This is a genomic window from Tropicimonas sediminicola (assembly GCF_900188335.1).
Taxonomy (GTDB): Bacteria; Pseudomonadota; Alphaproteobacteria; order Rhodobacterales; family Rhodobacteraceae; genus Tropicimonas; species Tropicimonas sediminicola.
Genome location: NZ_FZOY01000003.1, coordinates 317,673 through 344,046, shown reverse-complemented (window position 1 = coordinate 344,046; position 26,374 = coordinate 317,673). Strand labels below are relative to the sequence as shown.

Sequence of the window (26,374 nt, the reverse complement as noted above, 5' to 3'; positions counted from 1 at the left end):
GGCGGTTACCGGCTCCTGTCAGGAGGCTTCGAAGCTGATCCGGATGCTGCGCGCCCCGGGGAAGCGCTGGCGCAGAATCGCTTCGGGCACCTCGATCTCCCCTGCCCCTGCCTTCTGGGATGCGAATTGGAGGATCGCCGGAGCCTCGCGCCGGTGCCCCCCCAAGACGGACGTGGGCAGCGCCACCCGGTTGACCCCGGCGATCAGCGGCGTCGCGATCCGGTAGGTGATCTCGCGCCCCTTTCGGGCGATCGAATGCGGCACGTGGTGCCCGGCGGGCCGGCCCGCGGAGGCATCTTCCGCCGCACCATGCGCCTTCAGTTTCGCCTCGCACGCCTCGAGGATCTCACGGGACAGCGGGCTGACACGGGCGGCCACCTGCGGCCTGCGGACCGATGCATTGCGCGCCGGCGCGGTGCGCGTGGACCGGGCGAAAGCCGCGACGTCGAGGTCTTCCGGTTCGTTGTTGCTGAGCAGGTCATAGGCCGCCTTGGCCTGGGCAAACCGCCGCGTGTCGCCACCGTCCTGATCGGGGTGCAGAACCTTCGCAGCACGGCGCCAGGCCGCGCGCAGTTCCTCGAGGCTCGCATGGCTGCTCACGCCGAGGATTTCCGAAGCCGCCGCCTTTGCCCGCACCCGTTCGATAGGACTCATGATACCAATACCCACACACTCGCAAACCAATGGTCAGGATTGTGACCGAGCTGCCCCATTTTAGTCAAATTTCCCGACAGACAGGGCAAGATCACGCGACAGTTTGATCGACGGGGCCGGATTAGGCGCGACATGCCGACCAATCACGGGGTCACATCGCGGAAGATCGGCTCTCGAAGCCCCAGTTTCGCCACAAATCCTGACGGCCGGATCGCATGGAATCGCCCCGGAGGAAAACGAGAGCGTGGGCATGGCGATGTCACCCGAAGGTGATCGCTTCCGCCCCGCAGCCGTCGGGCAATCCGGCCTTTGGTACGGGGCGTGCGGCTGGCAAGTCGTGCTTGCCGGTCGATACACCGGTTTTGGTGGCCCTCGGGGTCTGGTATGGGACGGCATTCGCGGGAATGCGCGCGAGATCAGTGGATAGGAGAGCGTCTATGATCCGGAAATCGTTCGGTGTGGCCGGGTTGATGGCAGTGCTGGCCAGCTGCGAGCCCCAGTACACGCCCCCGTCGTCCGAAAGGGACGTTGCGGCGTCGCCCGTCTCCGTCTCCGGCACGGCTGTCATGGGGGTAGCGGGCGGTTCCGGGCAACCCACCCGTCCGGTCTCCGGGTTCAAGGACCTGGAGGTCTCTGTCGGGACCGTGGTGAACGGCTACTGATCGGACCACGCGGCGCTCGGCGACCCCAATGTCGCCCTGCCTGTTCTCGCTGCCGCATCGCGGCCCGCTGACGTTCCACAAGGCGACCGGGCGAGGCGTTGGAGCGTCGGTGCACGCGAACCGCTTCTTGCGCCTCCCGGAGACGACCCCACCCCTCCAAAAGAAATCGGGGCGCCGCAAGGGCGCCCCAGTCTGGCTTATCAGGCTCACTTGATTATACCGCCCGGTTTTCTGCCTGCGGCCTGATCCGCCCCGGGGCACAAGAGCCCCCCAACCATCCACACAGCGTTAACTGAGCGGAGTGGAAACACTTAGAATTGGCGCCTTGCAATCCTGATCACGTTCTCAGTTACGCCGAAATGCTTTGAAAGGCGCCTATCGTCATCCCCCAAGAGACTCCGCGCTGCACCAAAGGCCCCATCATCGAATAGAACCGCTGCGGCAAACTGATCGGCTTCGCGCTCCTCTTGCAGTTCTTCGTCTGAGTAGAAGTAGTTGCCTCGATCACGAAACTTCTCAGCGACGACAAATGGGTCATTCCTATCGACATGAAGATAGTAGTGACCAATTTCATGAAGCGCCGCCCAACGTTGTTGAAGCACGTCCAAGGTCTCGTTCACTTCAATTCGAAAACCATTTGGAGCGAAGCTGTCCGGGACAAGCCGTCCCTTCATGCCTCGCGGAAGTTCAACGCGTTCGACCTCAAATCCTAGCGTCTCCGCCAGTTCTTTGACCGACGGAACGCCGTTTTCGCCCTTCGGTGCAAGATTGAAGTTTCTTAAGGCGTGTCGAGCACCTCCGTCTGGAGGCAGCTTTTTCATTACGTCCCGAAGCCGGATCATAACATTGCTCCTCCTCAGCTACACCCGCTCGTGGCGCCGCAGGTGTTGCACTTCATGCAGGTGCCGTTGCGCACCAGCGTGTAGTTGCCACAATCGCCGCAGGCCTCGCCCTCGTAGCCCTGCATCCGGGCCTTGGCGCGGTCGTCCATCGAGGTGATGGCGCCCACCGAGGTAGTGGAGCCGGAGGCGCTGCCAGTCCCGGTCTCGGGCACCAGGGTCTGGAGCGTGGCGAGCGGGTCGAGCGCGGTGTCGAGCGCCATGCCGCCGGCCATGCCCTCGGCCCCGCCGCGCAGAACAACCAGTTCCTGCGGCAGCCGCTTGCGCAGGTAGCCCGTCGAGGAGATCTGCTTGAGCACCCGCAGCGACTTACTGGCGGCGGTGTCGCTCAGCTCGGCGATGTTGTTCACACCCTCGTTCTGATCTCCCTTGCCGAGATCGTCGAAGGTATGACCCGCCGGCTTCACATGGGCCAGGTCGGTCCGGTCGAGGTAGCTCACCGCCAGTTCGCGGAAGATGTAGTCCAGGATCGAGGTCGCGTTCTTGATCGTCTCGTTGCCCTGAACGATGCCCGCCGGCTCGAACTTGGTGAAGGTGAAGGCGTCGACGAATTCCTCAAGCGGAACACCGTATTGCAGGCCGACGCTCACTGCGATGGCGAAGTTGTTCATCATCGCCCGGAAGCCGGCGCCTTCCTTGTGCATGTCGATGAAGATTTCGCCGAGCGAACCGTCGGCATACTCGCCGGTGCGCAGGTAGACCTTGTGTCCGCCGACCATCGCTTTCTGGGTGTAACCCTTGCGGCGCTCCGGCATCTTCTCGCGATGCGAGCGGACGATCTCCTTGACCACCACCTTCTCGATGATCTTCTCGGCGAGCACTTCCGCCTTCTGCTGCGGCGTGCCGCTTTCCAGCACTTCCTGCGCGTCCTCGTCGTCCTCGACCAGCGCGGAGGCCAGCGGCTGGCTCAGCTTGGAGCCGTCGCGGTAAAGCGCGTTGGCCTTGGTGCCGAGCGACCAGGAAAGCTCGTAGGCCTTCTGGCAGTCCTCGATCGTGGCGTCGTTGGGCATGTTGATCGTCTTGGAGATCGCGCCCGAGATGAAGCTCTGCGCCGCGGCCATCATGCGGATGTGGCTGTCGACGGAGAGGAAGCGCTTGCCCTTCTTGCCGCAGGGGTTGGCGCAATCGAAGATGCTGTAGTGCTCTTCCTTCAGGTGCGGTGCACCCTCCAGCGTCATGGTCCCGCAGACATGGTCGTTGGCGGCCTCGATCTGCGCCCTGGTGAAGCCGAGGTCGGTCAGCAGGTCGTAGGTCGGATCGTTCAGCTTCTCGGCGGGGATGCCGAGAACGTCGGTGCAGAACTCCTGCCCCAGCGTCCACTGGTTGAACACGAAGCGGATGTCGAAGGCCGAGGGCAGCGCCGCCTCGATCTTGTCGATCTCCTTCTGCGAGAAGCCATTGCCGGCCAGTGTCGTGTGGTTGATGCCGGGTGCGTTGCCGAGCGTGCCGTGGCCGACCGCATAGGCGACGATCTCGTCGATCTGGGACGAGGTGTAGCCCTGCTTTTCCAGCGCGGCCGGGACCGACCGGTTGATGATCTTGAAGTAGCCGCCGCCGGCGAGCTTCTTGAACTTCACCAGCGCGAAGTCAGGCTCGATGCCGGTGGTGTCGCAATCCATCACCAGTCCGATGGTGCCCGTGGGGGCGATCACGGTGGCCTGCGCGTTGCGGTAGCCGTTCAGCTCGCCGAGGCGCAGCGCCTCGTCCCAGGCGTTCTTGGCCAGCTCGTTCAGCCGCTTGTCCGGGTTCGACGCGAGGTCGAGCGCGACCGGCTTCACTTCCAGCCCTTCGTAGCCCGCGGTGTTGCCATAGGCGGCGTTGCGGTGGTTGCGGATGACGCGCAGCATGTGCTTCGCGTTGCGCTCGTAGCCTGCGAACGGGCCCAGTTCGCCCGCGATCTCGGCCGAGGTGGCATAGGCCACGCCCGTCATGATCGCCGTCAGCGCCCCACAGAGCGCACGGCCCTCGTGGCTGTCATAGCTGTAGCCCATGTTCATCAGCAGGCCGCCGATGTTGGCATAGCCGAGGCCGAGGGTGCGGAAGTCGTAGGAGAGCTGCGCGATTTCCTTGGACGGGAACTGCGCCATGGTCACCGAGATCTCCAGCGTCAGCGTCCAGAGCCGGGTGGCGTGCATGTAGTCCTCGGCCTGGAACTCGCCGTCCTTGAGGAAGGTCAGCAGGTTCATCGAGGCCAGGTTGCAGGCCGTATCGTCGAGGAACATGTATTCCGAGCACGGGTTGGAGCCCCGGATCTCGCCGTCTTCCGGGCAGGTGTGCCAGGCGTTGACGGTGTCGTGGAACTGGATGCCCGGATCGGCGCAGGCCCAGGCGGCGTGGCCGATCTGCTCCCAGAGGTCGCGCGCCTTGATGGTCTTGGCGACCTTGCCGTCGGTGCGACGCAGCAGCTCCCAGTCGGCATCTTCCCGCACCGCCTTCAGGAAGGCGTCGGTGACGCGGACGGAGTTGTTGGAATTCTGCCCCGAGACCGTGTTGTAGGCTTCGCTGTCCCAATCGGTGTCATAGGTGGGGAACTCGATGGAGGCGTAGCCCTGACGCGCGTACTGGAGAACGCGGTTGATATAGGTCTCGGGGATGGCGACTTTCTTGGCCGCTCTGATTGCGCCCTTGAGGGCGTCGTTCTTCTTCGGGTCCGTCGCATCTTCGATCGCGCCGTCCCACTGCCCGATAGCCGCGAAGATCTCGTTGAGTTTCGACTCGTGCATCTTGGAGCCCGCGACGATACTGGCGACCTTCTGCTCTTCCTTCACCTTCCAGTTGATGAATTCCTCGATATCCGGGTGATCGGCGTCGCAGATCACCATCTTGGCGGCGCGGCGGGTGGTGCCGCCGGACTTGATCGCGCCCGCGGCGCGGTCGCCGATGCGCAGGAAGCCCATCAGGCCGGAGGACTTGCCGCCGCCCGACAGCGCTTCGCCCTCGGCCCGCAGGGAGGAGAAGTTGGTGCCGGTGCCGGAGCCGTACTTGAACAGGCGCGCCTCGCGGACCCAGAGGTCCATGATGCCGCCGTCACCCACCAGGTCGTCGGCGACCGACTGGATGAAGCAGGCATGCGGCTGGGGATGCTCGTACGCGCTGGAGGAGCGGGTCAGCTTGCCGGTCTTGTGGTCGACGTAATAGTGGCCCTGCGACGGACCGTCGATTCCGTAGGCCCAGTGCAGGCCGGTGTTGAACCATTGCGGCGAGTTCGGCGCGGCGCGCTGGCTGGCCAGCATGTGGCGCATCTCGTCATAATAGGCGCGGGCGTCCTCCTCGGTGGTGAAGTAGCCGCCCTTCCAGCCCCAGTAGGCCCAGGCGCCGGCCAGGCGGTCGAAGACCTGGCGTGCCGAGGTCTCGCCGCCGAAGCGTTCGTCCTCGGGCAGTTCGGCCAGCGCCTTCTCGTCGGGCACGGACCGCCACAGGAACTCCGGAACGCCCTTTTCCTTCACCGGGCGCAGACGCGCGGCGACGCCGGCCTTGCGGAAGTACTTCTGCGCGATCACGTCGCTGGCGACCTGGCTCCAGCCGGCGGGCACATCGATGCCTTCCAGGCTGAACACGACCGTCCCGTCGGGATTGCGAATCTCGGAGGTCGTGGTGGTGAAGGCCAGCCCCGCGTAGGCGTCGTCTCCGGCGGTGGTGAACTTTCTGTCGATCTTCATCTGGTGGTGCCCCGTGCGCCTTGTCCGCCCCTGCCGGCGGTGGTTTCGTCTTTGTTGGTTCGCCTCGGACCGGCCATCCCAGCCAGCCCCACGAGCGATCGCTTGCCTTGAGACACAAGAGGGATCCCGGCGCGCCGGCTGCCCGACGCACGCGACCGAGCGGCCCGCGCTCCGTCATGATCCTGAGATACTGGTCCCTCTTGCGTTCCGTCGACACTATATGTTGTGTCGTTGCCGGCTCGCCCATACAAACTGGCGTAGGATGGCACGACTGGTCAACGGAAAAATGTGACCCCGAAGGGAAAACTTTCACTTGACCGGGAGGGCCGGATGAGGGCCGGGGCGCCCCTTGCGATTCACAATCCGCACACCATGCCTCGTGGCCCCGCCCTAAGCGCAAACAAAATATAGGCTTGCGCCACGGCGCTCAGAGTCCAGCTCAGAATTAACCAAGATGAACACGCGCATCGGTTGCGACCGCACACCGCGACCGGTTGGCCACATTCAAGCGCCACAACATGTAGTCCCTGCATGCCCAGCTTGCGCCAAACGCAGCCCGTGCAAGTGCAGCATGACCGCAGCCCGCCCGTTCCAGGCCATCGGCGCCCGGAACCGCCAGACACAAGACCTGGCCCCTGCTCTGAAGTCGAGAAATGGTCGGGACGGCAAGATTCGAACTTGCGACCTACGGTACCCAAAACCGTCGCGCTACCAGGCTGCGCTACGCCCCGATCCACATTCACGGCGGCGGCACCGACCATGCGGGCGCCCACCCTTCGCGCCGAACCGGGCGGGCTCCTGCCCCTCGTTCCGTGCGACCCCCGCCCTCTAAGCGGAATTGACCGGGAATGCAAAAAAAACTTCAGCCCCTCCCGGGAGATTTTCCGGACCGGATCTCCGCGCGCCTGCTCACCTCCGGTGGACCGTCCCGGACGGCTGCGTTAAGGGAGGACAGAGGCGCCCCCGCAGCGTCACGGCAACCATTCTGCAGCAGCGAGGTCGGCACCGCCCATGATACGGGATGGCCGCAACGGAACCTTCCCGGAGGCGCTCGATTACGATCTGGTCATCGTGGGCGCCGGCCCCGCCGGAATCACGATGGCGCTGGAACTGGAAGCCACCGGCCTGCGCATCGCCCTGCTGGAAAGCGGCGGCGAGGAGTACGACGACGCCACGCAGGACCTGTACGACGGCCGCATCACCGGGCTCGACCGAACCGACCTGCTGACCAGCCGTCTGCGCTTTCTCGGCGGCACCTCGAACCACTGGGGGGGCCATTGCCTGCCGCTCGATCCGATCGATTTCGAGCGCGGCCCGCTCAACGGCATGTCCGGCTGGCCCTTTCCCCGGACCGCGCTGGAGGATGCCTACCGGCGTGCCCACACCTACTGCGACCTCGGCGATTTCGACTACGATCCCGCAACCTCCGTGGGCACCGGGCCCGACGATTTCCTGCTGACCGACAGCGAAGCCGTCGACACAGCCGTCGTCCAGCAGAGCGCCCCCACCCGCTTCGGCCCGAAATACGCGGCGGCCCTGCGGCGCTCCGAGACCATCGACCTCTGGCTCTGGACCAACGTGATCGACATCGAGATCACCGCGGACGGCGAGGCGCGGAGCGTCGACACCCGCACCCTGACCGGCATGCCCCGCCGCTTCGCCGCCCGCCAGCTCGTACTGGCCTGCGGCGGCATCGAGACCACCCGGCTGATGATGGTCAACAACCGCCGCAACGGCCAGTCCTTCGGCGACGCGGGCGGACTGCTCGGCCGCTGCTTCATGGACCACGTCGAAGGCGGCGCGGCCTTTCTCTGGCTCGACCGTCCGACGCCGCAGAAAGCCTATTGGCGCGACGACATCGCCGGTCCGGACGGGGTGACCCGGAGTTTCGTCTGGCGGATCTCGGAAGACGTGCTGCGCCGCGACGGGCTGGCCAACGCGCAGTTCTACCTCATCCCCTTCGCGGACCCGGCAGCGCGCGCGCGGGAACGGGAGGCCAATCGCGGCTGGCGCGGCCTCAAGGACATGGCGAAATGGGTGCTGGGCCGGTCCGAGTACGATTTCTCCTTCTCCGACTCCTACTGCCAGGCCGTCACCCATGCCGATGCCGTGGCGCTCGACGCGCTCGGCCTGATCGACCGCTCCGAGACCGCGACCCGCCTGCTGCTGCGCTACGAGGCCGAGCAGCAACCGGAGCGTGGCAGCTATGTCGGGCTGACCGACGATCTCGATGCGCTCGGCATGCCGCGCAGCCACCTGCACTGGTCCCCCGGCGCAGCAGACCGCGACAGCATTATCGCCGCCGCGCGGCTGATCGGCATCGAGGCGGGAGCGGCCGACCTCGGCCGGCTCGAACTGGAAGATCATTTCGACCAGCCCTACTGGGACGCCAACACCGCCTGGCATCACCTCGGCTCCACCCGCATGGCGGCCTCGCCCACCAGCGGCGTCGTCGATCCGGACTGCCGGGTGCATGGCACGCAAAACCTCTTCATCGCCAGCGGCAGCGTCATGCCCTCGATCGGCCGCGCCAACCCGACCCTGACCATCGTCGCGCTGAGCATCCGCCTGGCCGACCACCTCAAGGCCCTGAACGCGACATGAGCTCCCGCCGCGCTTTCCTCGTTTCCCTCGCCGGACTCTGCGGCCTCGGTGTCGCTGGCGCGCTCGGCAGCCTGCGCTACTGCGCCCGCCGCAGCACCGCGACCGCCGCGCGCCTCGACCGGCTCGACGTCGCGCTCGAGCGAATCCATGCGCCCCGGACCATCGGGCGCGCCTATCGGGCAGGCATGGACGAGCCGTCGCTGCTCGCCCAACTCGCGGAAAAGCCCGGCCTTGCCTCCGCGATGGAGATCGACTGCCCTGCAACGCGCTCCGTCGCGATCGCCGAGCAGATCCGAAGCGACTTCCGGGACGGAGACGTGAGGATCGAAGGACGGTGGGTCGTCTCGCGCAGCGAATGCATCATCGCGGCCCTGCGCAGCGCCTGACCTCCGACGGGGACGCGGGATTGCCGCGTGGGATCGGGTATTTCCGCCAAGAAGAAACAGGGACGCGCGCGCCCATCTTCTTGGCACAAATACCCAGAATCCCACCTTCCGACCCCATGCAAACGCCGGGACGGCCGGGTGCCGGTCACAGCTGCGACAGATCCTGCCGAAACGGGCGCCGGATTGTGGCCAACCCGCCGGTGCGATGGTATCGAGATGGAAACCTGCAGCATTTCGAGACCGGGCAGACTTCATGAGCTTCGACAGTGTTTCGATTTCCCGGCCCACGGGCCTCGGGGGCTGGCTGACCGGCGGCACCCTGGTCTTTGCGCTGGCGGTGATGGCGGCGGGCTGGTTCTTTGCGCCCGGCCTCGAGACCCTTTTCGAGGCATGGCAGACGCCGGAATACAGCCACGGGCCGCTGATCCCGGTGATCTCGGCCCTGCTCTTCCTTCGCCACCTGCGGGAAGTGCCCGTCCGCCCCGGCGCGATCCCGGGCCGCTGGCCGGGCGCTGTCGTGGTGGCCTTCGCGGTCCTGTTCGCCGCGGCGGGCCGGCTGGCCGGGATCGGAGAGATCGTCGCCTATTCGCTGATCCTCTGGGTCGCCGGGATCCTGCTGATCAGCTTCGGCTGGCGGCGCGGGGTGGAGTTCTGGCCCTCGGTCCTGCACCTCGTCTACATGCTGCCGCTGCCCGGCGTGCTCTATTACAAGCTCTCGGCCTTCCTTCAGCTGATCTCCTCCGAGATCGGCGTCGACATCCTGCGGTTCCTGGGCGTCAGCGTCTTTCTGGAAGGCAACATCATCGATCTCGGCACGCTGCAGCTTCATGTCGCCGAGGCCTGCTCCGGGCTGCGCTACCTGTTCCCGATCCTGTCCTTCTCCTACGTCTTCGCGATCCTCTACACCGGGCCCAAATGGCACAAGGCGGTGCTGCTTCTTGCCGCCGCGCCGATCACCATGCTGATGAACTCGGTGCGGATCGCGGTGGCCGGGCTGATCGTGCAGCACTGGGGGCCGAGCCACCTCGAGGGTTTCTCGCATTTCTTCGAAGGCTGGGTGATCTTCGTCATTTCGGTCGCGCTGCTGTTCCTGCTGGCGCGGATGCTGATGCTGCTGTCGTTCCGCGGCGCGGGCGCGCGTCGCGAGGCGCTCGACCTGGACCTCGCCAACATCTGGCCGCAGGTCAACCGGCTGAAGCTGATCATGCCCTCGCCCTCCATGATCGCCGCCTTCCTGCTGCCGCTCGCTGGCGCGCTGACCTTTGCCTCGCTGCCCGAGCGCGGCGTGGGCGAGATCGAGCGGACGCCCTTCGCCCTGTTCCCGACCGAGCTCGGCCCCTGGCAATCCGGGCCGTCGATCGCGCTCGACGCGCCGGTCGCGCGCAGGCTGGCGGCGGACGATTACCACTCGGTGAACCTTTACGGCACGGACAGCCCGGCGGCGGTGAACTTCTTCTCCGCCTGGTATGCCGACCAGTCCAAGGGCGGCGTGCATTCGCCCGAGATCTGCCTGCCCGGGTCGGGGTGGGAGATCGCCAGCCTGGAGCGGGTCGACATCGCGCCCGAACTCGGCTGGGACGGCAGGTTCAACATCAACCGCGCGGTGATCCAGAAGGGCATGGTGCGGCAGGTCGTCTATTACTGGTTCGAGCAGCGCGGCCGGAAGGTCGCCTGGGATTTCGCGGCCAAGGCCTGGCTCGTGGTCGATGGCGTGCAGACGGGCCGCACCGACGGCGCGCTGGTGCGGCTGACGACACCGGTTGTGCCGGGAGAGAGCGAAGCGACGGCCGAAGCGCGGCTGCGCTCGGTCACGCAGGAGCTGCTGCCCCTGTTGCCGATCTACCTGCCGGGAGATGCGGGCGCGCCGCGATGACCCAGCTCTGCCTGCTCTACGGGGCGCTGCGGTCGGGCACCACGATGCTGCGGCTGATGCTCGACGGCCATCCCCGCCTGACCTGCCCGGGCGAAACGGATTTCCTGACCGATCACCTGCGCCCTGCCCCCGGCACGCCGACCGGCTGGCGCTATGACCTCGAGGCGCTCGCCGCCGACCGGATCTTTCGCGCCTCCCCCGCAAACCTGCCCGAGACCGACGAGGCCGAGGCCGCCTTTGCCGACATGATCGCCGATCTGGCCGAAAGCGCCGGCGAGAAGGGGACGCTGGTGCTCGTCGCCCATCGCGGGCTGGACCGGCTGCTCGACCTGCTGCCGCGGATGCCGGTGCTGCACCTGCTGCGCGACCCCCGCGACGTGGCGCGCTCCGCCGTTGGCATGGGCTGGGCCGGCAACAGCTATTACGGCGCCGAGACCTGGCTGAAGACCGAGGCCGCCTGGGAGGCGAGCCGGCAGCGGCTGGCCTTGGGGCAGGTCCACACGCTGCGCTACGAGTCGCTGGTACGCCAGCCGGAGGCGGAGCTTGGCCGGATGATGGACTTCCTCGGCCTCGACTATGACACCGGCCTTCTGACCTATGCCGAACATTCCACCTATGACCCGCCCGCCCCGGACCTGGCGGAGCAATGGCGGCAGCAACAGGACCAGCGCGAACTCGGCCTGCTCGAGCCGCGCCTGGGGCGGCTGATGGAGGCGCGGGGCTATGCCGCCAGCGGCGCCCCCGCGATCACGCCAGGGCCGGGCCGGCGGCTCGGGCTCTGGCTGCAGAACAAGCGCGGGGTCTGGGGCCACCGGATCGGCCGCTATGGCGTGATCGACCCGCTGCTGCTGGCCGCCGGCACGCGGCTGCACCTGGCTCCGTTGGCGCGTGGCGCGCAGGCCCGGATCGACCGCAAGAAGATCGCGCGGCTGAAATAGGCGGTGAGCTCTCGGCCTGTCACGGCAGGCGAGGCTCCCTGCGGCGCATCACCGAGAGGTTCGCCTCCCGGTCCCGCAGCACCAGCTCGAAGGCCTCGGCAAAGCCGCCCGCGGCTTCCGGCCGTTCCACCCAGCCGCCGACGCCCTGCCAGTCGACGATATAGTCGATCTCGCTCTCCACGAGGTAGTTCAGCACATGGCCCTCGCGCTTGCGGGCCTCCAGCGCGGCGGGGTTCACCTTGCCGTCGAGGTTGATCGTACGGTCGTGCCAGTAGCCCAGCGTGCCTGTCTGCACCGCACCGACCCAGGCCTGCTCCGGCACGTTCTCCGCGACCCAGTCGACCACCTGCCGGTGCCCCTCGCCAGGCGGGCGCGGCAGGAACGCGAGCCCCAGAAGCACGACGCAGAGCCCAAGCCCGCCCCCGGCGAGCAGCTGTCCCGGAAGCGCCGGGCGGCGCAGAACGCGGCCAAGCTCGAGAGCGGCTGCCAGCGATGCGGTGATGAGCAGCGGGGCCAGCGGCGCGAGGTAGCGGCTCAGGAAATGCGGCGCACCGAACCAGAGCCCGTAATAGACGCAGAGCGCCGCGCCGTAGGCGAGGCAGACCAGCGCGACGATACAGGCGGCCGGGGTCATGTGGCGCAGCATCCTCCAGAGGAAGGCGCCCAGAACCCCGACCATCACGATTGTGAAGAGCGGCAGCGTCAGCGCGGTGGCTTCCAGCGGCACGGGCACCGGGAGCATCGGGAAGGCGTGTTCGAAGAGCTTCGCCGGCAGCAGATCGGCGTTCTGGCCGAACTCGGCGGAGAGGCGCTGCGCGGTGCCGCTGATCGGTACCAGCGCCCCGAAGCGGACGAGGTTGTTGAGGAGCCAGGGCGCGGCGACGGCCAGCGTCATCAGGCCGGCGGGCAGGATGCGGCGCGCGGTGACCTTCAGGCCGGTGCGCTGGCGGAACAGGCCGTCGGCGGCCCATGCGAGGTAGAGCGGGACGATCAGGAAGGCCGTGTCGTTCCGGGCGAGGAAGGTCAGGCCGCAGAGCGCCCCGAGCCCCAGCCGCGCCGCCGCGCCAGCCGAGGCGCCGCGCTCCAGCACCCGGAGGAACAGCAGCAGCGTGAGCAGCACCATCAGGGTCACGAGCCCGGTCTCCAGCCCGTTCATCGAGTGCCGCACCAGCAGCGGACCGAGGAACCACAGCAGCGCCACGGCCCAGGGCCAGATCGGCGCCGCATCGCGTGGGGCCAGCAGGCGGGCCGCAAAGGCGCGGCAGGCGAAGGCCCCGGCGAGCGCGATTGCCCCATGAAGCAGGTGGACGCCTGTCAGCGCGGAGATCTTGTCGCCCCCGGTCAACCGGAAGGGGATCGCCGACAGGAATGTCTGCAGCGGCTGCACCCCGTTTGTGGGAATCGTTCCCTCGGCCACGCTCATCCCCAGCCCGAGCGCGATGTTCCGCGCCACGGTCAGCATCAGGTAGCCGTCCTCGGTCATGAAGAACGCGGCGAGCGCCGGGGGGCCGGCGAGCACGGGCCAGAGCCGATAGAGCGTGCCGAACGTCAGCAACAGCGCGATCGCAAGGATCAGGCCATCGCCCGTCCGGCTCGCGGCGGCGCCTCCCGCCCCGGGCTGGCTCATTGCGGGCTGGGCGCGAGCGGCTCCCCGGCCTCGATCCGCGCGATCTCGGAGGCGAGGGTCTCGCGGTCGGCCTCGGACAGCAGGCTCGTGTCCAGCGCCTCGACGGCCCGGAAGCGCTCCAGCGCCTCGGACTCGCGGCCGAGCTGGGCCAGCACGAAGGCGTAGTGGAACTGGACCACCGGGTGCCGGGGCATCCCCTCGGCGGCAAAGGCGAGGTGACGCTCGGCTTCCTCGAAGCGGCCGAGCCGGGCCGCGATCCAGCCGTAGGTGTCGCGCAGCGGCGGCGCTTCGGCATCCTGCAGGCGGCGGCTGATGCGATAGGCGCGCTGCAGCGTTTCCGGATCGTCGCGGTACATCGACAGCAGGCTGGCGAGGTTGTTGGCGACGAAGGCCGCGTTGCTGTTGCGGGCGTAGAGCGTCTCGTAGATCGCGATCGCGCCGTCGATATCGCCCTCGGCCTCGAGCTGTCCGGCCTTGGTGAACAGCAGGTTCGCCCCCTCCGGCACCGCTTCGAGCCCGCGGTCGAGCACCTCGGCGGCGGCTTCCCGGTCGCCCTGCAGCAGTTCCAGCCGCATCCGGGCGAGCCAGAGCGTCTCTGATTGCGGGGCCTCGGCGAGCATCCCGTCGAGCGCGGCGGCGGCGGCGGCGTGATCGCCCTCGGCGGAGGTGACGGCCACGTCGAGCAGCCGCAGAATGGGAAGATCCGGTGCCTTCTCCTGCGCCTCCGTCAACCGCGCCCGCGCGCCTTCGAGGTCGCCCTGATCAACCAGCCCGCGGATGATCGCGATGTCGGCGGCGATGCCGGCATCCTCGGCACGGGACAGACCGTCGAGGAAGGCAAAGAGATCCTCCTCGCGGTCCTGGGCCGAGAGGATCTGCGCGCGGAGCGTGTTCATCGCGGGTGCGGCGGCCGGGTCCTGCCCCACGGCGGCCAGTTCCTCCAGCTTGGTCGCGACCTGCTCGGCCCGGCCCCAATCCTCGCGCAGCACCATCAGCCGGCCGAGCTCGGAATAAAGCGCCACGTCCTCCCTGTGCAGCCGCAGCGCATCCATCAGCACTTCCTCGGCCGGGTTGTAGCGCCCATCGGCGATCAGCATCCCGGCATAGCGCAGGGTCTCGGCCGGGGCGCTGCCGGAGAGTTCCACCGCCTTGGCAAGCATCTCGCGCTTGAGGTCGGTCTCGCCGGCGCGTTCGTGGGCGGCGGCCATCAGGGTCATTATCGCCGGGTCCTGCGGGCTTTCGCGCATCGCGGTCCGCAGATCGACGATCGCGTCCTCGACGCGGTCCTCGTCGATGAACCAGGTCGCCCGCATCTTGAGCGCCTCGGTCCGGGTGGGGTCGTCGCGCAGCGCCGCCTCGACAAGCTCCCGGGCAGCATCCGACTCGCCCTGCTCCAGCAGCATCCGTGCCAGATCCACCCGGATGCTGGCGACGTCCTGCGGCTTCTGCTCTTCCTTCGGCAGGGCGGCGGCCTCGTCGAGCAGCGTCCGCATGTCGGCAATCGCCTCGGCCTGCCGCTCGGTCTGGTATTTCAGCGTGGCCAGCATCGCCCGGTAGGACAGGTTGTTTGCGTCCCCCTGCCCGGCCAGTCGCTCAAGTTCCGCCTCTGCGGCGGCGTCGCCCTGGTGCTCCCGCAGGAAGGACACGAGCGTCCGCTGGGTCTCCAGGTCTTCGGGCGCCTCCGCGGCCTCGACACGCAGCAGAGCCTTGGCCGAGGCGATATCGCCCTCCAGAACGTACCATTGCGCCAGCGTCTGGGGCAGCGCCTCCTCCTCGGGGAAGCGCTCGACCATGTCCTCGAGCAGCGCCGTCACCTCGGGGTTGCGGCCGACCTGTTCAAGCGCGCGCAGGCGGATGTCGTAGAATTCGTATTTCTCGGGCGCATTGGCGATGCCGGCATCGGCAAGCGCAATCACCTCGTTCCAGGCCTCTCGCTGCACGGCGTCGAACACGGCGATGCGGCGGGCGTGGACCAGCCCGGGTTCCTCCTCCACCAGCCGGCGCGCCTGGCCGGCGGCGGCGTCGCGACCGATCCGGTCGGAGGATTGCAGGGCATCCCGGTAGGCCAGCGAGGCCGCGACGGCCTCGGTTCGCGGCGAGGCGGCCCCCAGTTCGATCGCCTTGTCCACGCTGCGCCGCGCGGTCGCGATGTCGCCCGAGTCGAGCGCCAGCTCCGCCAGCCGGACCCGCCCCTCGGCGAAATCGGGATCGTATTCCACCATGCGAAGGTAATAGCTCGCCGCGCGGTCGAACCGGTCCTGGTCGGCCAGCAACTCGGCAAAGGCGATGCCGGCGCCGCGGTGATCGGGCACAAGCTGCAGCGCGTTGCGGAATTCCAGCGATGCGCGCTGGTCGTCCCCCTCTTCGAGAAAGGCGATACCGGCCTCGTAATGCGCCTCGGCGCGTTCCTCGGCACTGTCACAGGCGGACAGCAGCAGGGTGGCCGCGAGAATGGCTGCGGTCGTCAAGCGATGTTTCACGAAATCCCCCGGTGTTTTCGAGCCCTGCGCATCGCGCGGCAGGTTATACACCCGTACCGCGCAACACCACACCAACGGTCCGCATCAGCAACCGCAGATCGTTCTTCAGGCCGAGCGAAAGTTCGTAGCTGGCGTCATAACCGGCACGGTCGGCAAAGGTGCTGCCGTGGCGGTCTGCGACCTGCCAAGGCCCGGTGATGCCGGGCCGCATGCGGAAATAGGCGGTGCCGGGATAGATCGGCGCCTGCTCCACCATCATCGGCCGCGGACCGACCAGCGCCATGTCCCCGCGCAGCACGTTCCAGAGCTGCGGCAGCTCGTCGAGCGAGCAGCGGCGCAGGATACGGCCGATCCGGGTCACCCGCGGGTCGTCGATCAGTTTCTGGGACCGGTCCCACTGCACGCGGGCCGCGGGGTTGGCCGCGAGATGGGCCTCGAGGATCGCATCGGCGTCCACGACCATCGTGCGCAGCTTGAGCATGCGAAAGGACGAGCCGTCGCGCGCCACCCGCTCCTGCCAGTAGAAGGCAGGACCGCGGGAAAAGACGCGCACGAGAATTGCAAGAAAGCCGACGAAGGACAGGACGAAGGGCGCCGAGAGGAGCACGAGAGTCAGGTCGAGACCCCGCTTGCCATAGCGCCTGTAGAACCTGTGGTGCCACCGCGAGGCGGTCAGAACGGACAGGCTTTCCGTGGGAGCCTGTTCGACAAACCTGCGCGAAACAAACGACATCACAACACACCTGCTCTCATAGAGAGTGTCCCCTCTTCTTGCGGGGACCATAGACAGTTGAATCCCGATGAACCAGACAATTTCGCAAGAGTCTTAAGCTTCTGCCGAACCTGGCATCGCCACGATACAGCCATAGGCGTTAACACTGGTGCCAGCGCAGGGATTGTGCGAGGTTCCGGCGCCGGCACCATGGATCGTCATCCTTTTTTGTGTCGGCGGTCGAATCGAAGTAGTCAGAAAGCACCGCCCAGCGTGATCGCAGCGCCGGGCAGCACCAGGTCGCGCAGGCAAGACGCGACGCGATGGAGGCACGTCGACAATGTCGCAGGACATGTATGCAGGCTTCTTCGGGCTCGCGCGGCGCCCCTTCACGCTGGTGCCCGATCCGGAGTTCCTGTTCTGGTCGGCGCAGCATCGCCGCGCCTTTGCCGTGCTGGAATTCGGCGTTCTGTCGCGGGCCCCGATCACGCTCATCACCGGCGACGTGGGCGCCGGAAAGACGACGCTCCTGCATGCGCTGATGGGACGGCTGACCGGCGAGCTGCGGGTCGGCATGGTCTCGAACGCCCAGGGCGACCGGGGCGAGCTGCTGCAATGGTCGATGAACGCCCTGGGCATGGAGATCGACCGCAACGAGACCTACGTGCAGATGTTCCGCCGCCTCCAGGACATGCTGGTGGCCGATTACGCCGCCGGCCGGCGCGTGGTGCTGATCTTCGACGAGGCGCAGAACCTCAGCAAGAAGGGGCTCGAGGAGCTCCGGATGCTCACCAACATCAATTCCAACAAGGACGAGCTGCTGCAGCTTATCCTGGTTGGCCAGCCGGAACTGCGCGAGGTCGTGCTCTCGCCCGACATGCAGCAGATGGCGCAGCGGGTCGCAGCGAGCTTCCACCTGGAGCGGCTGGACGCCGAGGCCACCACCCAGTTCATCGGCCACCGACTGCGCACCGCAGGCGGCACCGGCGCGGAGATCTCCGAGGCCGCGACCGGCCTTGTCCACGAGGCGACCGACGGCATTCCGCGGCTGATCAACCAGCTTTGCGACCTCTGCATGCTCTATGCCTGGAGCGACGGGTTGAAGGTGGTGGACGAAGACGTCGTGTTGCGGGTGATCGAGGACGGCGTCTTCTTTGGCGGCGGCACCCTCGAGCGCAAGAGGGCCTGAGATGTCGGACGTCCGGTTCTATTTTTCCCGTTTCATCCGACGCTTGCACTGGTTTCTTCTGGTCGCGGTCACGATCTCCGCAGCCTCGGTCATTGTCGCGCTGACCCTGCCCCCCTCTTACGAAAGCGACCTGCGGCTGATCGTCGAGTCGAAGCAGATCCCCGACAATCTCGCCGAGTCGACCGTCTCCACGCCGGCGCTGGAGCAGCTCCAGATCGTGCAGCAGCGGCTGCTGACCCGCGAGAACCTGCTCGACATCGCCAACGACATCACCGCCGTCCACAACCAGTCCCTGCTCAATCCCGACGAGATCGTGCGCGCCATGCGGGCACAGACCCGGGTGCGCAGCACCTCGGGCCGGGATGCGGCAACGCTGATGGACATCTCCTTCGAGGCCCCCTCGCCCCAGGCCGCCGCCGGGGTGCTCAACGCCTACCTGACGCTGATTCTCGAGGAAGACGCCGAGTTCCGCACCGCGCGGGCCGTCACCACGATGGAGTTCTTCGAACAGCAGGTGGAGCGCCTTGGGGAGGATCTCGATGCCAAGAGCCGCGAGATCCTGGAGTTCAAGAATGGCAATGCCGATGCCTTGCCGGAGACGCTGAACTACCGGATGGCCGAGCTGTCGCGACTTGAGGAGCGGCTCACAACCATCGATGCCGACATCGAGAACTTCCAGGGACAGGCGGAGCAGCTGCTGCGCCTCGCGGAAACCCAGAACCAGCTTTCCGGGCTCAACGCCACCGCCGCCGGCGGCACGCTCACCCCGCGCCAGCAGCGGCTTCTGCAACTGGAGCGCGAGTTGGAGGAGATGCGCGGCGTCTATTCCGAGACCAACCCCCGGGTCGTCCAGCAACTCGCCCGGATCGAGCAGCTCCGCGAGGCGATCGCGGCGGAACTCGGCATCGGCACCGCGCCGCAGGGGGAGGCCACCGCCGACGACGGCACTTCCGAGAACGGGATTGCGAACCTCGCCCAGACCGACAATCCCATGCTGAACCTGCAGCTCGAAGGGATCGGGATGCGCGTCGCCACGCTTGCCAGCCAGCGCGACGAGACGCTGCGGCGGGTCGAGGAACTGCGCGGCTCCATCGCGCGCACGCCGGCAAACGCGCTGCAACTCGAGGCGCTGGAACGCGATTACCTGAATACCCAGAAACAGTACAACGCCGCCTCCGACCGGCTGAGCAGCGCCTCTACCGGGGAGCGGATCGAGCTGCTGTCGCGCGGCCAGCGGATCACCGTGATCGAGCCGCCCGCCGTGCCGAGCGCACCGACCCGCCCGAACCGCATCAAGCTCGCCGGGGCCGGCATCGCGACCGGCATCCTCGCCGGGCTCGGCCTGGTGTTCCTGCTGGAATTCCTGAACCGTTCGGTGCGCCGCGCCGACGACATCGTCGCCCATTTCGAGGTCATGCCGATCGCCACGATCCCCTACGTGCGCTCCAGCCGGCAGCAGATGATCGACCGGGGCTTGAAGCTGGCGCTGATCCTCGCGATCCTGGTCGGGGGACCGGCGTTGATCTATGCTGTGCATGAATTCTACATGCCGCTGGATCTGGTCGCCGAGAACACGATGAACCGCCTGGGCGTACGCTGGTAGGCCCGGACGGCGACGGAGAAAAGAGGCGACCCATGGACAGATTGCACGCTGCCATCGAGAAGGCCCGCGCCGAACGCGAGAAGGCGCTGGCGGGCCAGCCCTCCCGCCCGCTGTCGCCGCCGCCCCTGCCCACAGGCGCGACCCAGGACCCGCTTCTTGGCCCTGCCGCCGCCCCGCAGACACCGTTCCCTGTCTCGCCGCCGACCGACCCCGCCCCGGCCGTCGGGCGGGGCCGTCCGCAGGTCTGGCAGTCGCTGCGCCCGTTCGACCGGGAGGCCAGGGAACTCAAGCGCAACCGCCTGCTCGCCCTGCGCGGCGGCAAGGAAGCGGTGCCCTTCGACCTGCTCCGCACCCGGATGCTGCATCAGCTCAAGCAGAACGGCTGGCGCCGGGTCGGGATCGTCTCGCCCACTCCCGAATGCGGCAAGACCACGGTCGCGGCCAACCTCGCCTTCGCCTTCGCTCGCCAGCCGGACGTGACCGCGCTGCTGCTCGATTTCGACCTGCGCCGCCCGCGGCTCGCGAAGATGCTCGGGCAATCCGTCGAGCATGGCATGGCTGACGTGCTGCGCGGCTCCGTCAGCTTCGCCGACCACGCGCTCAGGTTGAGCGAAAACGTCGCCATCGGGATGAACGTAGCGCCTGCCGTCGCGCCGTCAGAACTGCTCCAGAGCGAGCGCACGGTCTCCGCGCTGGCCCAGATCGAGGCGGAGTTCGCGCCCGATGTCGTGCTTTTCGACCTGCCCCCGATGCTCTCGACCGACGACAATTACGGCTTCCTGCAACGCGTCGATTGCGTGCTGCTCCTCGCCGCCGCCGAGCAGACAACGATCGACCAGATCGACGTCAGCCTGCGCCAGTTGAACGACCTGACGACGGTGCTCGGCGTGGTGCTGAATAAAAACCGTTTCGCATCGTCCACTTACGGGTACAATTCAGACTACTACTACTGAACGCCCTCCTGCGGACAAGGAAGCGGACGCGATGGCAATCCAGCTGATCGCCAACATGACGCCCGTCGCCGGCTGGACTCCGGTGCTGCACATGATCGGGCTGATGGCGCGCTGCATGGGCGCGCGGCTCCACCAGCCCAGCGTGGCCCGGTACTCGCGCGCGGGCCGCAGCCTGCTGCCCCTGCTCATGCCCCCGCGGCACGGCGACGGGGACATCGCGATCTTCGTCGCCCGCACCCCGGCCGAGACGCTCTCGCTGCTGACGCCGCGCCACCGGCTCGCCTCGTATCGCCTGCGCGTTCTCTGGCTGATCGACAGTTTCTGGGTCGACCGCCTGCCCCCGACGGAAAAGCTCGACGCCTACGACGTCATCTGCTTCACCCGCGGCGGCGACCGGGACTTCTACGAAAGTGAGTTCGGCAAACGGGCACTCTGGCTCGGATGGGGCAGCGACGTGCTGGACCTGGGCTCCGCCAATCCCGAGCGCCCGGTCGATGTGCTGCGGGTCGGGCGCCAGCCACCCGATTGGGACAACGACGTCGCGAGCGGCGCGGCCTGCGCCGCCGCCGGGTTGCGCTTTGCCGGGCGGCCGCCCTTCGGCGACACGCCGGAGACGCAGCAGGCGCAGATCATGTCCGCCTATTCGAACGCGAAGTTCGTGATTGCCCATTCCAACCTCGCGGCCCCCGCGCCCTATGTGCACCCGAGCGTCGAGTACATCACCGCGCGCTGGACCGATGCGCTGGCCTGCGGCGCGGTGGTGGCGGGAAGCCAGCCGCAGGGCGACCTCGAGCTGGTCGACTGGCCCGGCGCCTTGCTGGACTTCCCGCGGATCGACCGGGCTGAGAACGTGGCGCAGCTTGCCGAGGCAGCGGCGGCCTGGGCCCCGGAGACCGCCCGCCGCAATCACCTCGAGGCGCTTCGGCGGCTGGACTGGCGCTGGCGCTTCGAGGCTCTCGCCCAGCGGATGGGCCATTACCCTCCGGCCCTCGCCCCAGAGATGACCCGCCTGCACTCCGCCATCGCCGCCGCCGAGGCCGGCTGCTAGCGTCCTAGTCCGGCTCCAGCGCGCCCCGGCTCGGAGACGCCCCCCGCAGTGCGCCGGTCAGATCGTCGAGCGCCACCGGCCCCTGCCCCGCATCCCCGATCGCCGCGCTGCCGGCCTGTGGCCTGTAGAGCGCGATGAAGCCCTTCGGGCTCGCAAAGGCCGGGTCGAGCGGCCAGGTCTGCGTATCGGCCAGACCCGGGTAATAGGCCTCGAACAGCGGCGTGGCGTCGAGCGGCGCATCGCCCGTCGTCCCGCCGCTGACATTGGGGGTCAGCACGACGTTGTTGGCGACCACGACATCGGTGAAGTCGCGCCGGTTCGCCTCCTCCATCCGGCTCGGCCCGTCGCTGTTGGCGTCGCTGCGCAGGTCGACCAGCGTGTTGTTGTAGACCCGGATCGGGCCGGCATTGTTCTCGGCATCGGTGAATCGCGTATCGACCGCCCACCGAACCACCGCCGACGGGCCTCGGTTGGTCTCTTTCGGAACATCCGGAAAGACGAACACGGAATTGCGCAGGCTCACCCCGGAATGACCGACAAAAACGCCGCCCTGGGTATTTGCGGTGCCGATGAAGAGCGATTTCTCCAGGATCACCTCGCCGAACCGGTCCTTGGCCGTCGAGGTGTTGCCGTGCAGGTCGACAAAGGACCAGCCGCCCTCGCCCACGATACGCTGCGCGTTGAGGCGCGGGCCGCGGGTGCCGGTGACGTTCCAACGGATCAGCGCCTGGTGCGCCTGTCGGCCGCCCGCGGTGGACCAGCCGTTGCGCGAAAAGAGCTGCACCTTGTCCAGCACGTGATAGCCCGACAGCAGCGGCGCGCTGAAGCGGACCGGCCCATGATCGTTGTGCCTGCCCCCCTTCGGACCGCCGCCGAGCGCCATCGGATCCTGCTCGATCCGGCAGCCGGTGATACCGACAAAGGTAGATTGCTTGGCCAGCAGACCATAGCCCTGCCAGCGCTCGATCACGCAATCGGAGAGCGCCATCGACCCCGGTTCCTTGCTCGACATGTGGACCGCGATGGAGAGGCCGGTGAAATGCATGTCGTGCACCGTCCACTGGCCGGATTGCGTCATCAGGAGCCCCGGGCTGGGCCGGCCGGTCTCGGTCACCGGATCCCAGCCGCCGCGGATCTCCAGCCCCCAGATCTGCACGGGGAACATCGCCTTCGGCCCCCGGTGCATCGCCGGGCGCGGATTCGCCGAGGTGTCGAGCACGGGCCGCGCGCCCTGCCCCCAGGCCCCGATGTAGAAGTTCTTGCGGGCCTTGTCGTCGCGGATGTCGATGGCGTCGCGCAGCGCGTAGGTCTCGCCCCGCTTGAGCAGCAACCGCCCCCGCGCCACGCCAAGCCCGGCATAGGCGTGGAGCGCGGTATCGAGGCGGGTGTGACGTGCGCCCGGTGGCGCGCCGGTGAAATCGCCGTCCTGCGCGACGACGATGGTGCCCGCGGGGCCAAAGGCGCGCTCCGGGTCCTCCACCACCACGGTCGCGGTGGCCGTGATGGTGGTCGTGCCGTCCGTCACTTCGCAGGTCACGGTGTACCTGCCCGGTGTCGCGAAGACATGCATCGCAGTCGGCCCGAAGGCATCGCCGAGCGACGCGCCCCAGATCGCTGCGACCCGCGGCAGCGCGACCAGCGCTTCCCGATCCTCGCCGAACTCCCAGCGATAGCGCAGCTCGTGTGCGGGTCGTTCGCCCCAGTCTCCGACGGCAGCGCGGAAGAACACACCATGCGGGGCGATCCCGTTCGGCGCCTCGGCGCGGATGGTCACCGAGGGCGCGGCCTGCACCTCGCCTGCCTGTATCAGCAGCCCGGCAAGCAGAATGAGCGGCGTCAGAAAGCGCAGCCCTCGGATCGGCATGGAGAGAAATCGGAACCTGCGCACATCGTCTCCTGTCGGTCGGGCATCGCGGCTGGCAGCGTGCGGCCATGGTCGGAAGGTGACCGATGCGGCGTGGCATTTCCACCCGCAATGCAAAGGGGGGCGACGGAAGATCCGCCGCCCCGCAATCCGTCCCGGGTGTCAGGTGATGGCCCGCGCGCGCCCGCGTCAGAACCCCAGCCGCAGGATCGCCTGCTCCGCGGCGCGGCGGCCGGCGATCCGCTGCCCCTCGGCATCCGAATGGGTGCCGTCGGCCTCCACATGGCCGGCATCGCGCGCGACGTAGATGCAGTCGGGCTGCGCCTCCGGCCCGCCGGAATCCATGTCCATTGCCGCCTGCACCCGCAGGAACTCCGCCTGGTGCGTGTTGGTGCCGTCCGGCAGCGGGCCGAGGATGATCCATGGCGCCCCGGCGGCTCCGGTCGCCGCCCCAAAGGCCGTTCGCATCGCCGCGAAAGCCGTGGGATAGGAGGACATGTCGGCCGTCACATCGGCCTCGCCCTGCCCCCAGAGCACCGCCCGCACCGCACTGCCCGCGGGCGCCGCCGCGCGGCAGGCGTTGGTCCGCGCGACCGCGTGGGCATAGGCGTAGGGATCGGTGCCGTCCGGGTTCCAGGCGCCGCCTGCCCCCTCCAGCGTCGTCGCCGGCCAGGCCGCGCAGACCAGCACGACACAGCGCTCTGGCTTCCGGCCGACGATCGACTGGCCGAAGGCGAGGCCCGGAGACAGACCGCGTGTCAGCGAGGACATCTGCAGCGGCGCATGGGCGGCATGGACCGTGTCGATGACCGTGCCATAGCTCGATTCCTGCGACGACCCCGGCCATTGCAGCAGCCGTGGGTCGCTCCAGCCGTCCTGCTCCGCGTCGAGCCCGAGCGAGGTCGTCGCCCCGGCGGCCATGTTCGACTGGCCCGCGAGCACGTAGATGTCCCAGGGCAGCGCCAGGATATCGTCCATCTTCACGACGTCGAAACGCTCAAGGTGCTCGCCCGACCAGGCGGACCCTGCGAGGAACTGCGCCTGCGTGTTGGAGGCCGCCTCGAAGGGCCAGACCTGGTGCAGGCCGCGGTTGCGCGCCGAGGGCATCATCGTGGGCGACAGCAGCCGCGCCCGGTAGGAGGAGCCGGGAAGCTCTTCCCGCAGGACGGAATGGGCCCAGTAGGTTCCCTCCAGCGTGAGGCCCGCAGCCGTGACCGTCTCCAGCGAGCCGAGCGCGACCGCACCGGCCTCGACCGTTCCTGTGACCGTGACATGGCTCTGGTCGTCGAGCGTCGCTTGAGCGGCGGTGAAAGGCGACGGGCGCGGCTGCGTGGCCCCGGTTGCCGCACTCGCGCCACGCAGGGCGCCGAAGAAGTCGTCGAGCGCCACCAGCCCGCCCGCGGCGCCGTCGGCAGCGCTGCCGAGCAGCGGTTGGTAAAGCGCGATGAAGTCCGCCGGGCTGGCATAGGCGGCATCGAGCGGGGTGTTCTCGAAATCGTGGAGCCCGGGATAGAGCGCCTGGAACAGCACCGTGTCATCGAGCGGGGCCGCGCCGGTGTCGCCGCCGGTCACATTGGGGTGGAACACCAGGTTGTTGGCCGCCTCGACCCCGGTGAAGGCCGCGGGAGGCGTCTCCACCGCGACCGTCGCGCCAAGGGTGTTGGAGTCATCGCGCAGGTCGATCACGGTGTTGCTGTAGATCCGGAAGGCACCGGCATCGTTCTCTGCGGTGGAGCTGTCCACGTCCCATTTGAACGCCGCCGAAGGGCCGAAATTGGTCTCTGTCGGCACGTTCGGGAAGATCATCACGTTGTTGCGGGCTGTGAAGCCGGAATGGCCGAGCCGGAATGCGCCGTGACTGTTTGCGGTGCCGATCAGCAGGGATTTCTCGAAGATCACCTCGCCCGGGAGTTCCGGAGACGTGGAGGTGTTGCCGAAGCTGTCGATGACCGTCCAGCCACCCTCGGCCACGATGCGCTGCACGTTGATCCGCGCGCCCTCGATGCCCGAGACGTTCCAGCGGATGCAGGCCTGGTGCGCGATCCGTCCGACGGCATAGCTCCAGCCGTTCCGCGAGAAGAACTGGCACTGGTCGACCACGTTGAACCCGTCCGCCGAAGGGCTGCCGAAGCGCAGCGGGCCGTGCACGCAATGGCCGCTGCCGTCCTTCGGGCCACCGCCGAGCCCGGCCGGGTCCTGCTCGATCCGGCAGCCGGTCAGGCCGACGTATTGCGAGTTCTGGGCGAGGATGCCGTAGCCTTGCCAGCCCTGCATCGAGCAGCCCAGCATGGAAAGCGCGCCGGTCGTGTGCTGGAAGTTGATCGCGATCCCGAAGTTGCGGAAATTGCAGCCCTGAAAGGTCAGGTTCCCGTCATAGGTCAGCAGGAAGATTTCCTGCGAGGTGCCGGTCTCGGTGGTCGGGTCGAAGGCGCCCAGGAAATCGATGTCGATGAACTGGATGTCCGAGCAATTTCCGCGGACGAAGGTGTCGTAGGCCGAGCCGCTGCTGTCGATCACCGGGTTGGCCCCGCTGCCCCAGGTGCCGACGGTGTAGTTGTTGCGCCCGCCCCAGGAGCGGACCTCGTACTGCGCCGCGATCGGATAGCTCTCGCCACGCTTGAGCAGCAGCCGGGTCGGCGCGCTCTTTGTCCGGTAGGCCGTAAGCGCCGCGCCAAGGTCGGTGTATTGCACCGCCCCCGCCGGCGCACCGGTGAAATCGCCATCCGCCGCCACCACCCAGGTCGCGCTGCCGGTATAGATCTCGTCCGGATCGGCAATGGCGATCTCGGTCGTCCCGGTCAGCGTTCGGCTGCCGTCGGTCACCTCGCAGGTGACGGTGTAGGTGCCGGGCCGGGTGAAGACGTGGCTCGCGGTTGGACCATAGGCCTCGGACAGCGTGTTGCCCCAGATCGCCGCGTTGCGCGGCAGGTCGAGCGGGTTGTCGGCCACCTCGCCGAAACGCCACTTGAAGCGCAGCTCATGGTTGGGAGCCTCGCCGCCGATGCCCGTGACCTCGGCCTCGAAGAACACTCCCGCCGGCGCGATGGATTGCGGCTGGTGGGTGAGAATGGAGAGCGTGGCGCTCGGCGTGCTCGTGGGAGTGCTCCCGCTCGAGATCTTGCGCGAGAAGGGTTGGACGAGCGAGCGGACGGTCTGCATGGGGTTTGCTCCGATATGTCTGGCGGCCGGTTGCGGCAGACTATGTGAAGAGAGAGTTAACGCC

17 protein-coding genes and 1 tRNA gene are annotated in these 26,374 nt (G+C 67.7%); 9 read left to right on the top strand and 9 right to left on the bottom strand.

The features are described 5' to 3' along the window. Window positions 1–18: 18 nt before the first annotated feature. Window positions 19–654: a J domain-containing protein gene (locus tag CHB86_RS10115; protein ID WP_089232912.1), complete on the bottom strand. Its 636-nt coding sequence runs from the start codon at window positions 652–654 to the stop codon at window positions 19–21. 437 nt (window positions 655–1,091) lie between these two features. Here CHB86_RS10115 and CHB86_RS10110 point away from each other — a divergent pair, with 437 nt between their 5' ends. Next, the gene (locus CHB86_RS10110; RefSeq protein WP_089232911.1) at window positions 1,092–1,316 is read left to right on the top strand and encodes a hypothetical protein; all 225 of its coding nucleotides are present in this window, start codon (window positions 1,092–1,094) and stop codon (window positions 1,314–1,316) included. Window positions 1,317–1,627: 311 nt separating this feature from the next. On the opposite strand, the gene CHB86_RS10105 is transcribed toward CHB86_RS10110, so the two are convergent. From CHB86_RS10105 to CHB86_RS10095, 3 genes are all read right to left on the bottom strand, one after another. After that, window positions 1,628–2,158, bottom strand: a complete 531-nt coding sequence (locus tag CHB86_RS10105) for an ImmA/IrrE family metallo-endopeptidase (RefSeq protein WP_089232910.1) — start codon at window positions 2,156–2,158, stop codon at window positions 1,628–1,630. Window positions 2,159–2,172: 14 nt separating this feature from the next. Beyond that, the gene (locus tag CHB86_RS10100) at window positions 2,173–5,874 is read right to left on the bottom strand and encodes a vitamin B12-dependent ribonucleotide reductase (protein ID WP_089232909.1); all 3,702 of its coding nucleotides are present in this window, start codon (window positions 5,872–5,874) and stop codon (window positions 2,173–2,175) included. A gap of 654 nt (window positions 5,875–6,528) precedes the next feature. Continuing rightward, a tRNA-Pro gene (locus CHB86_RS10095) sits at window positions 6,529–6,605 on the bottom strand. 280 nt (window positions 6,606–6,885) lie between these two features. On the opposite strand from CHB86_RS10095, the gene CHB86_RS10090 reads away from it, so the two are divergent. The 4 genes from CHB86_RS10090 (at window position 6,886) to CHB86_RS10075 (ending at window position 11,675) form a co-directional block, all read left to right on the top strand. Then, window positions 6,886–8,478 (top strand): GMC oxidoreductase, encoded by a 1,593-nt coding sequence (locus CHB86_RS10090; RefSeq protein WP_089232908.1) that lies wholly within the window; start codon window positions 6,886–6,888, stop codon window positions 8,476–8,478. After that, a complete protein-coding gene (locus tag CHB86_RS10085; RefSeq protein ID WP_089232907.1) occupies window positions 8,475–8,864 on the top strand; it encodes a hypothetical protein in 390 nt (129 codons plus the stop codon). Before CHB86_RS10090 ends, CHB86_RS10085 begins: the two co-directional genes overlap by 4 nt. Before the next feature lie 253 nt (window positions 8,865–9,117). Then, entirely contained in the window at window positions 9,118–10,737 is a 1,620-nt protein-coding gene (gene xrtD / locus CHB86_RS10080) for a VPLPA-CTERM-specific exosortase XrtD (RefSeq protein WP_089232906.1), read from the top strand. Further along, entirely contained in the window at window positions 10,734–11,675 is a 942-nt protein-coding gene (locus CHB86_RS10075; protein ID WP_089232905.1) for a sulfotransferase family protein, read from the top strand. The genes xrtD and CHB86_RS10075 overlap by 4 nt, the downstream gene beginning before the upstream one ends. Window positions 11,676–11,694: 19 nt before the next feature. Here CHB86_RS10075 and CHB86_RS10070 read toward each other — a convergent pair whose 3' ends face one another. The 3 genes from CHB86_RS10070 to CHB86_RS10060 are packed head-to-tail and all read right to left on the bottom strand — an operon-like array spanning window position 11,695 to window position 16,515. Continuing rightward, on the bottom strand, window positions 11,695–13,302 hold the full coding sequence (locus CHB86_RS10070; RefSeq protein WP_245837881.1) for a hypothetical protein: 1,608 nt from the start codon (window positions 13,300–13,302) through the stop codon (window positions 11,695–11,697). Beyond that, window positions 13,299–15,782 (bottom strand): tetratricopeptide repeat protein, encoded by a 2,484-nt coding sequence (locus tag CHB86_RS10065; RefSeq protein WP_176442835.1) that lies wholly within the window; start codon window positions 15,780–15,782, stop codon window positions 13,299–13,301. The genes CHB86_RS10070 and CHB86_RS10065 overlap by 4 nt, the downstream gene beginning before the upstream one ends. 43 nt (window positions 15,783–15,825) lie before the next feature. After that, complete coding sequence (locus CHB86_RS10060) at window positions 15,826–16,515, bottom strand: sugar transferase (RefSeq protein WP_089232903.1); 690 nt, start codon at window positions 16,513–16,515, stop codon at window positions 15,826–15,828. A 319-nt stretch (window positions 16,516–16,834) separates the two neighbouring features. Between CHB86_RS10060 and CHB86_RS10055 the strand changes: the two genes are divergently transcribed. From CHB86_RS10055 to CHB86_RS10040, 4 genes are read left to right on the top strand one after another with little or no spacing between them, the layout of a single operon-like run. Continuing rightward, window positions 16,835–17,683, top strand: a complete 849-nt coding sequence (locus CHB86_RS10055; RefSeq protein WP_089232902.1) for an ExeA family protein — start codon at window positions 16,835–16,837, stop codon at window positions 17,681–17,683. Between the two features lies 1 nt (window position 17,684). Next, entirely contained in the window at window positions 17,685–19,286 is a 1,602-nt protein-coding gene (locus CHB86_RS10050) for a GumC family protein (RefSeq protein WP_089232901.1), read from the top strand. A gap of 32 nt (window positions 19,287–19,318) precedes the next feature. After that, on the top strand, window positions 19,319–20,239 hold the full coding sequence (locus tag CHB86_RS10045) for a CpsD/CapB family tyrosine-protein kinase (protein ID WP_089232900.1): 921 nt from the start codon (window positions 19,319–19,321) through the stop codon (window positions 20,237–20,239). Between the two features lie 31 nt (window positions 20,240–20,270). Next, window positions 20,271–21,287 (top strand): hypothetical protein, encoded by a 1,017-nt coding sequence (locus tag CHB86_RS10040; protein WP_089232899.1) that lies wholly within the window; start codon window positions 20,271–20,273, stop codon window positions 21,285–21,287. Between the two features lie 4 nt (window positions 21,288–21,291). Here CHB86_RS10040 and CHB86_RS10035 read toward each other — a convergent pair whose 3' ends face one another. Both CHB86_RS10035 and CHB86_RS10030 read right to left on the bottom strand, forming a co-directional pair. Continuing rightward, a complete protein-coding gene (locus tag CHB86_RS10035; RefSeq protein WP_141134866.1) occupies window positions 21,292–23,175 on the bottom strand; it encodes a PKD domain-containing protein in 1,884 nt (627 codons plus the stop codon). A gap of 165 nt (window positions 23,176–23,340) precedes the next feature. Further along, entirely contained in the window at window positions 23,341–26,310 is a 2,970-nt protein-coding gene (locus CHB86_RS10030; protein WP_141134865.1) for a sialate O-acetylesterase, read from the bottom strand. Between the last annotated feature and the right edge of the window lie 64 nt (window positions 26,311–26,374).

Coding starts and splice junctions, on each gene's coding strand:
- CHB86_RS10060 (WP_089232903.1), bottom strand. CDS start 16,515: ATGTCGTTTGTTTCGCGCAGGTTTGTCGAACAGGCTCCCACGGAAAGC.
- CHB86_RS10085 (WP_089232907.1), top strand. CDS start 8,475: ATGAGCTCCCGCCGCGCTTTCCTCGTTTCCCTCGCCGGACTCTGCGGC.
- CHB86_RS10050 (WP_089232901.1), top strand. CDS start 17,685: ATGTCGGACGTCCGGTTCTATTTTTCCCGTTTCATCCGACGCTTGCAC.
- CHB86_RS10110 (WP_089232911.1), top strand. CDS start 1,092: ATGATCCGGAAATCGTTCGGTGTGGCCGGGTTGATGGCAGTGCTGGCC.
- CHB86_RS10070 (WP_245837881.1), bottom strand. CDS start 13,302: ATGAGCCAGCCCGGGGCGGGAGGCGCCGCCGCGAGCCGGACGGGCGAT.
- CHB86_RS10090 (WP_089232908.1), top strand. CDS start 6,886: ATGATACGGGATGGCCGCAACGGAACCTTCCCGGAGGCGCTCGATTAC.
- CHB86_RS10040 (WP_089232899.1), top strand. CDS start 20,271: ATGGCAATCCAGCTGATCGCCAACATGACGCCCGTCGCCGGCTGGACT.
- CHB86_RS10105 (WP_089232910.1), bottom strand. CDS start 2,158: ATGATCCGGCTTCGGGACGTAATGAAAAAGCTGCCTCCAGACGGAGGT.
- xrtD (WP_089232906.1), top strand. CDS start 9,118: ATGAGCTTCGACAGTGTTTCGATTTCCCGGCCCACGGGCCTCGGGGGC.
- CHB86_RS10055 (WP_089232902.1), top strand. CDS start 16,835: ATGTCGCAGGACATGTATGCAGGCTTCTTCGGGCTCGCGCGGCGCCCC.
- CHB86_RS10115 (WP_089232912.1), bottom strand. CDS start 654: ATGAGTCCTATCGAACGGGTGCGGGCAAAGGCGGCGGCTTCGGAAATC.
- CHB86_RS10030 (WP_141134865.1), bottom strand. CDS start 26,310: ATGCAGACCGTCCGCTCGCTCGTCCAACCCTTCTCGCGCAAGATCTCG.
- CHB86_RS10075 (WP_089232905.1), top strand. CDS start 10,734: ATGACCCAGCTCTGCCTGCTCTACGGGGCGCTGCGGTCGGGCACCACG.
- CHB86_RS10045 (WP_089232900.1), top strand. CDS start 19,319: ATGGACAGATTGCACGCTGCCATCGAGAAGGCCCGCGCCGAACGCGAG.
- CHB86_RS10100 (WP_089232909.1), bottom strand. CDS start 5,874: ATGAAGATCGACAGAAAGTTCACCACCGCCGGAGACGACGCCTACGCG.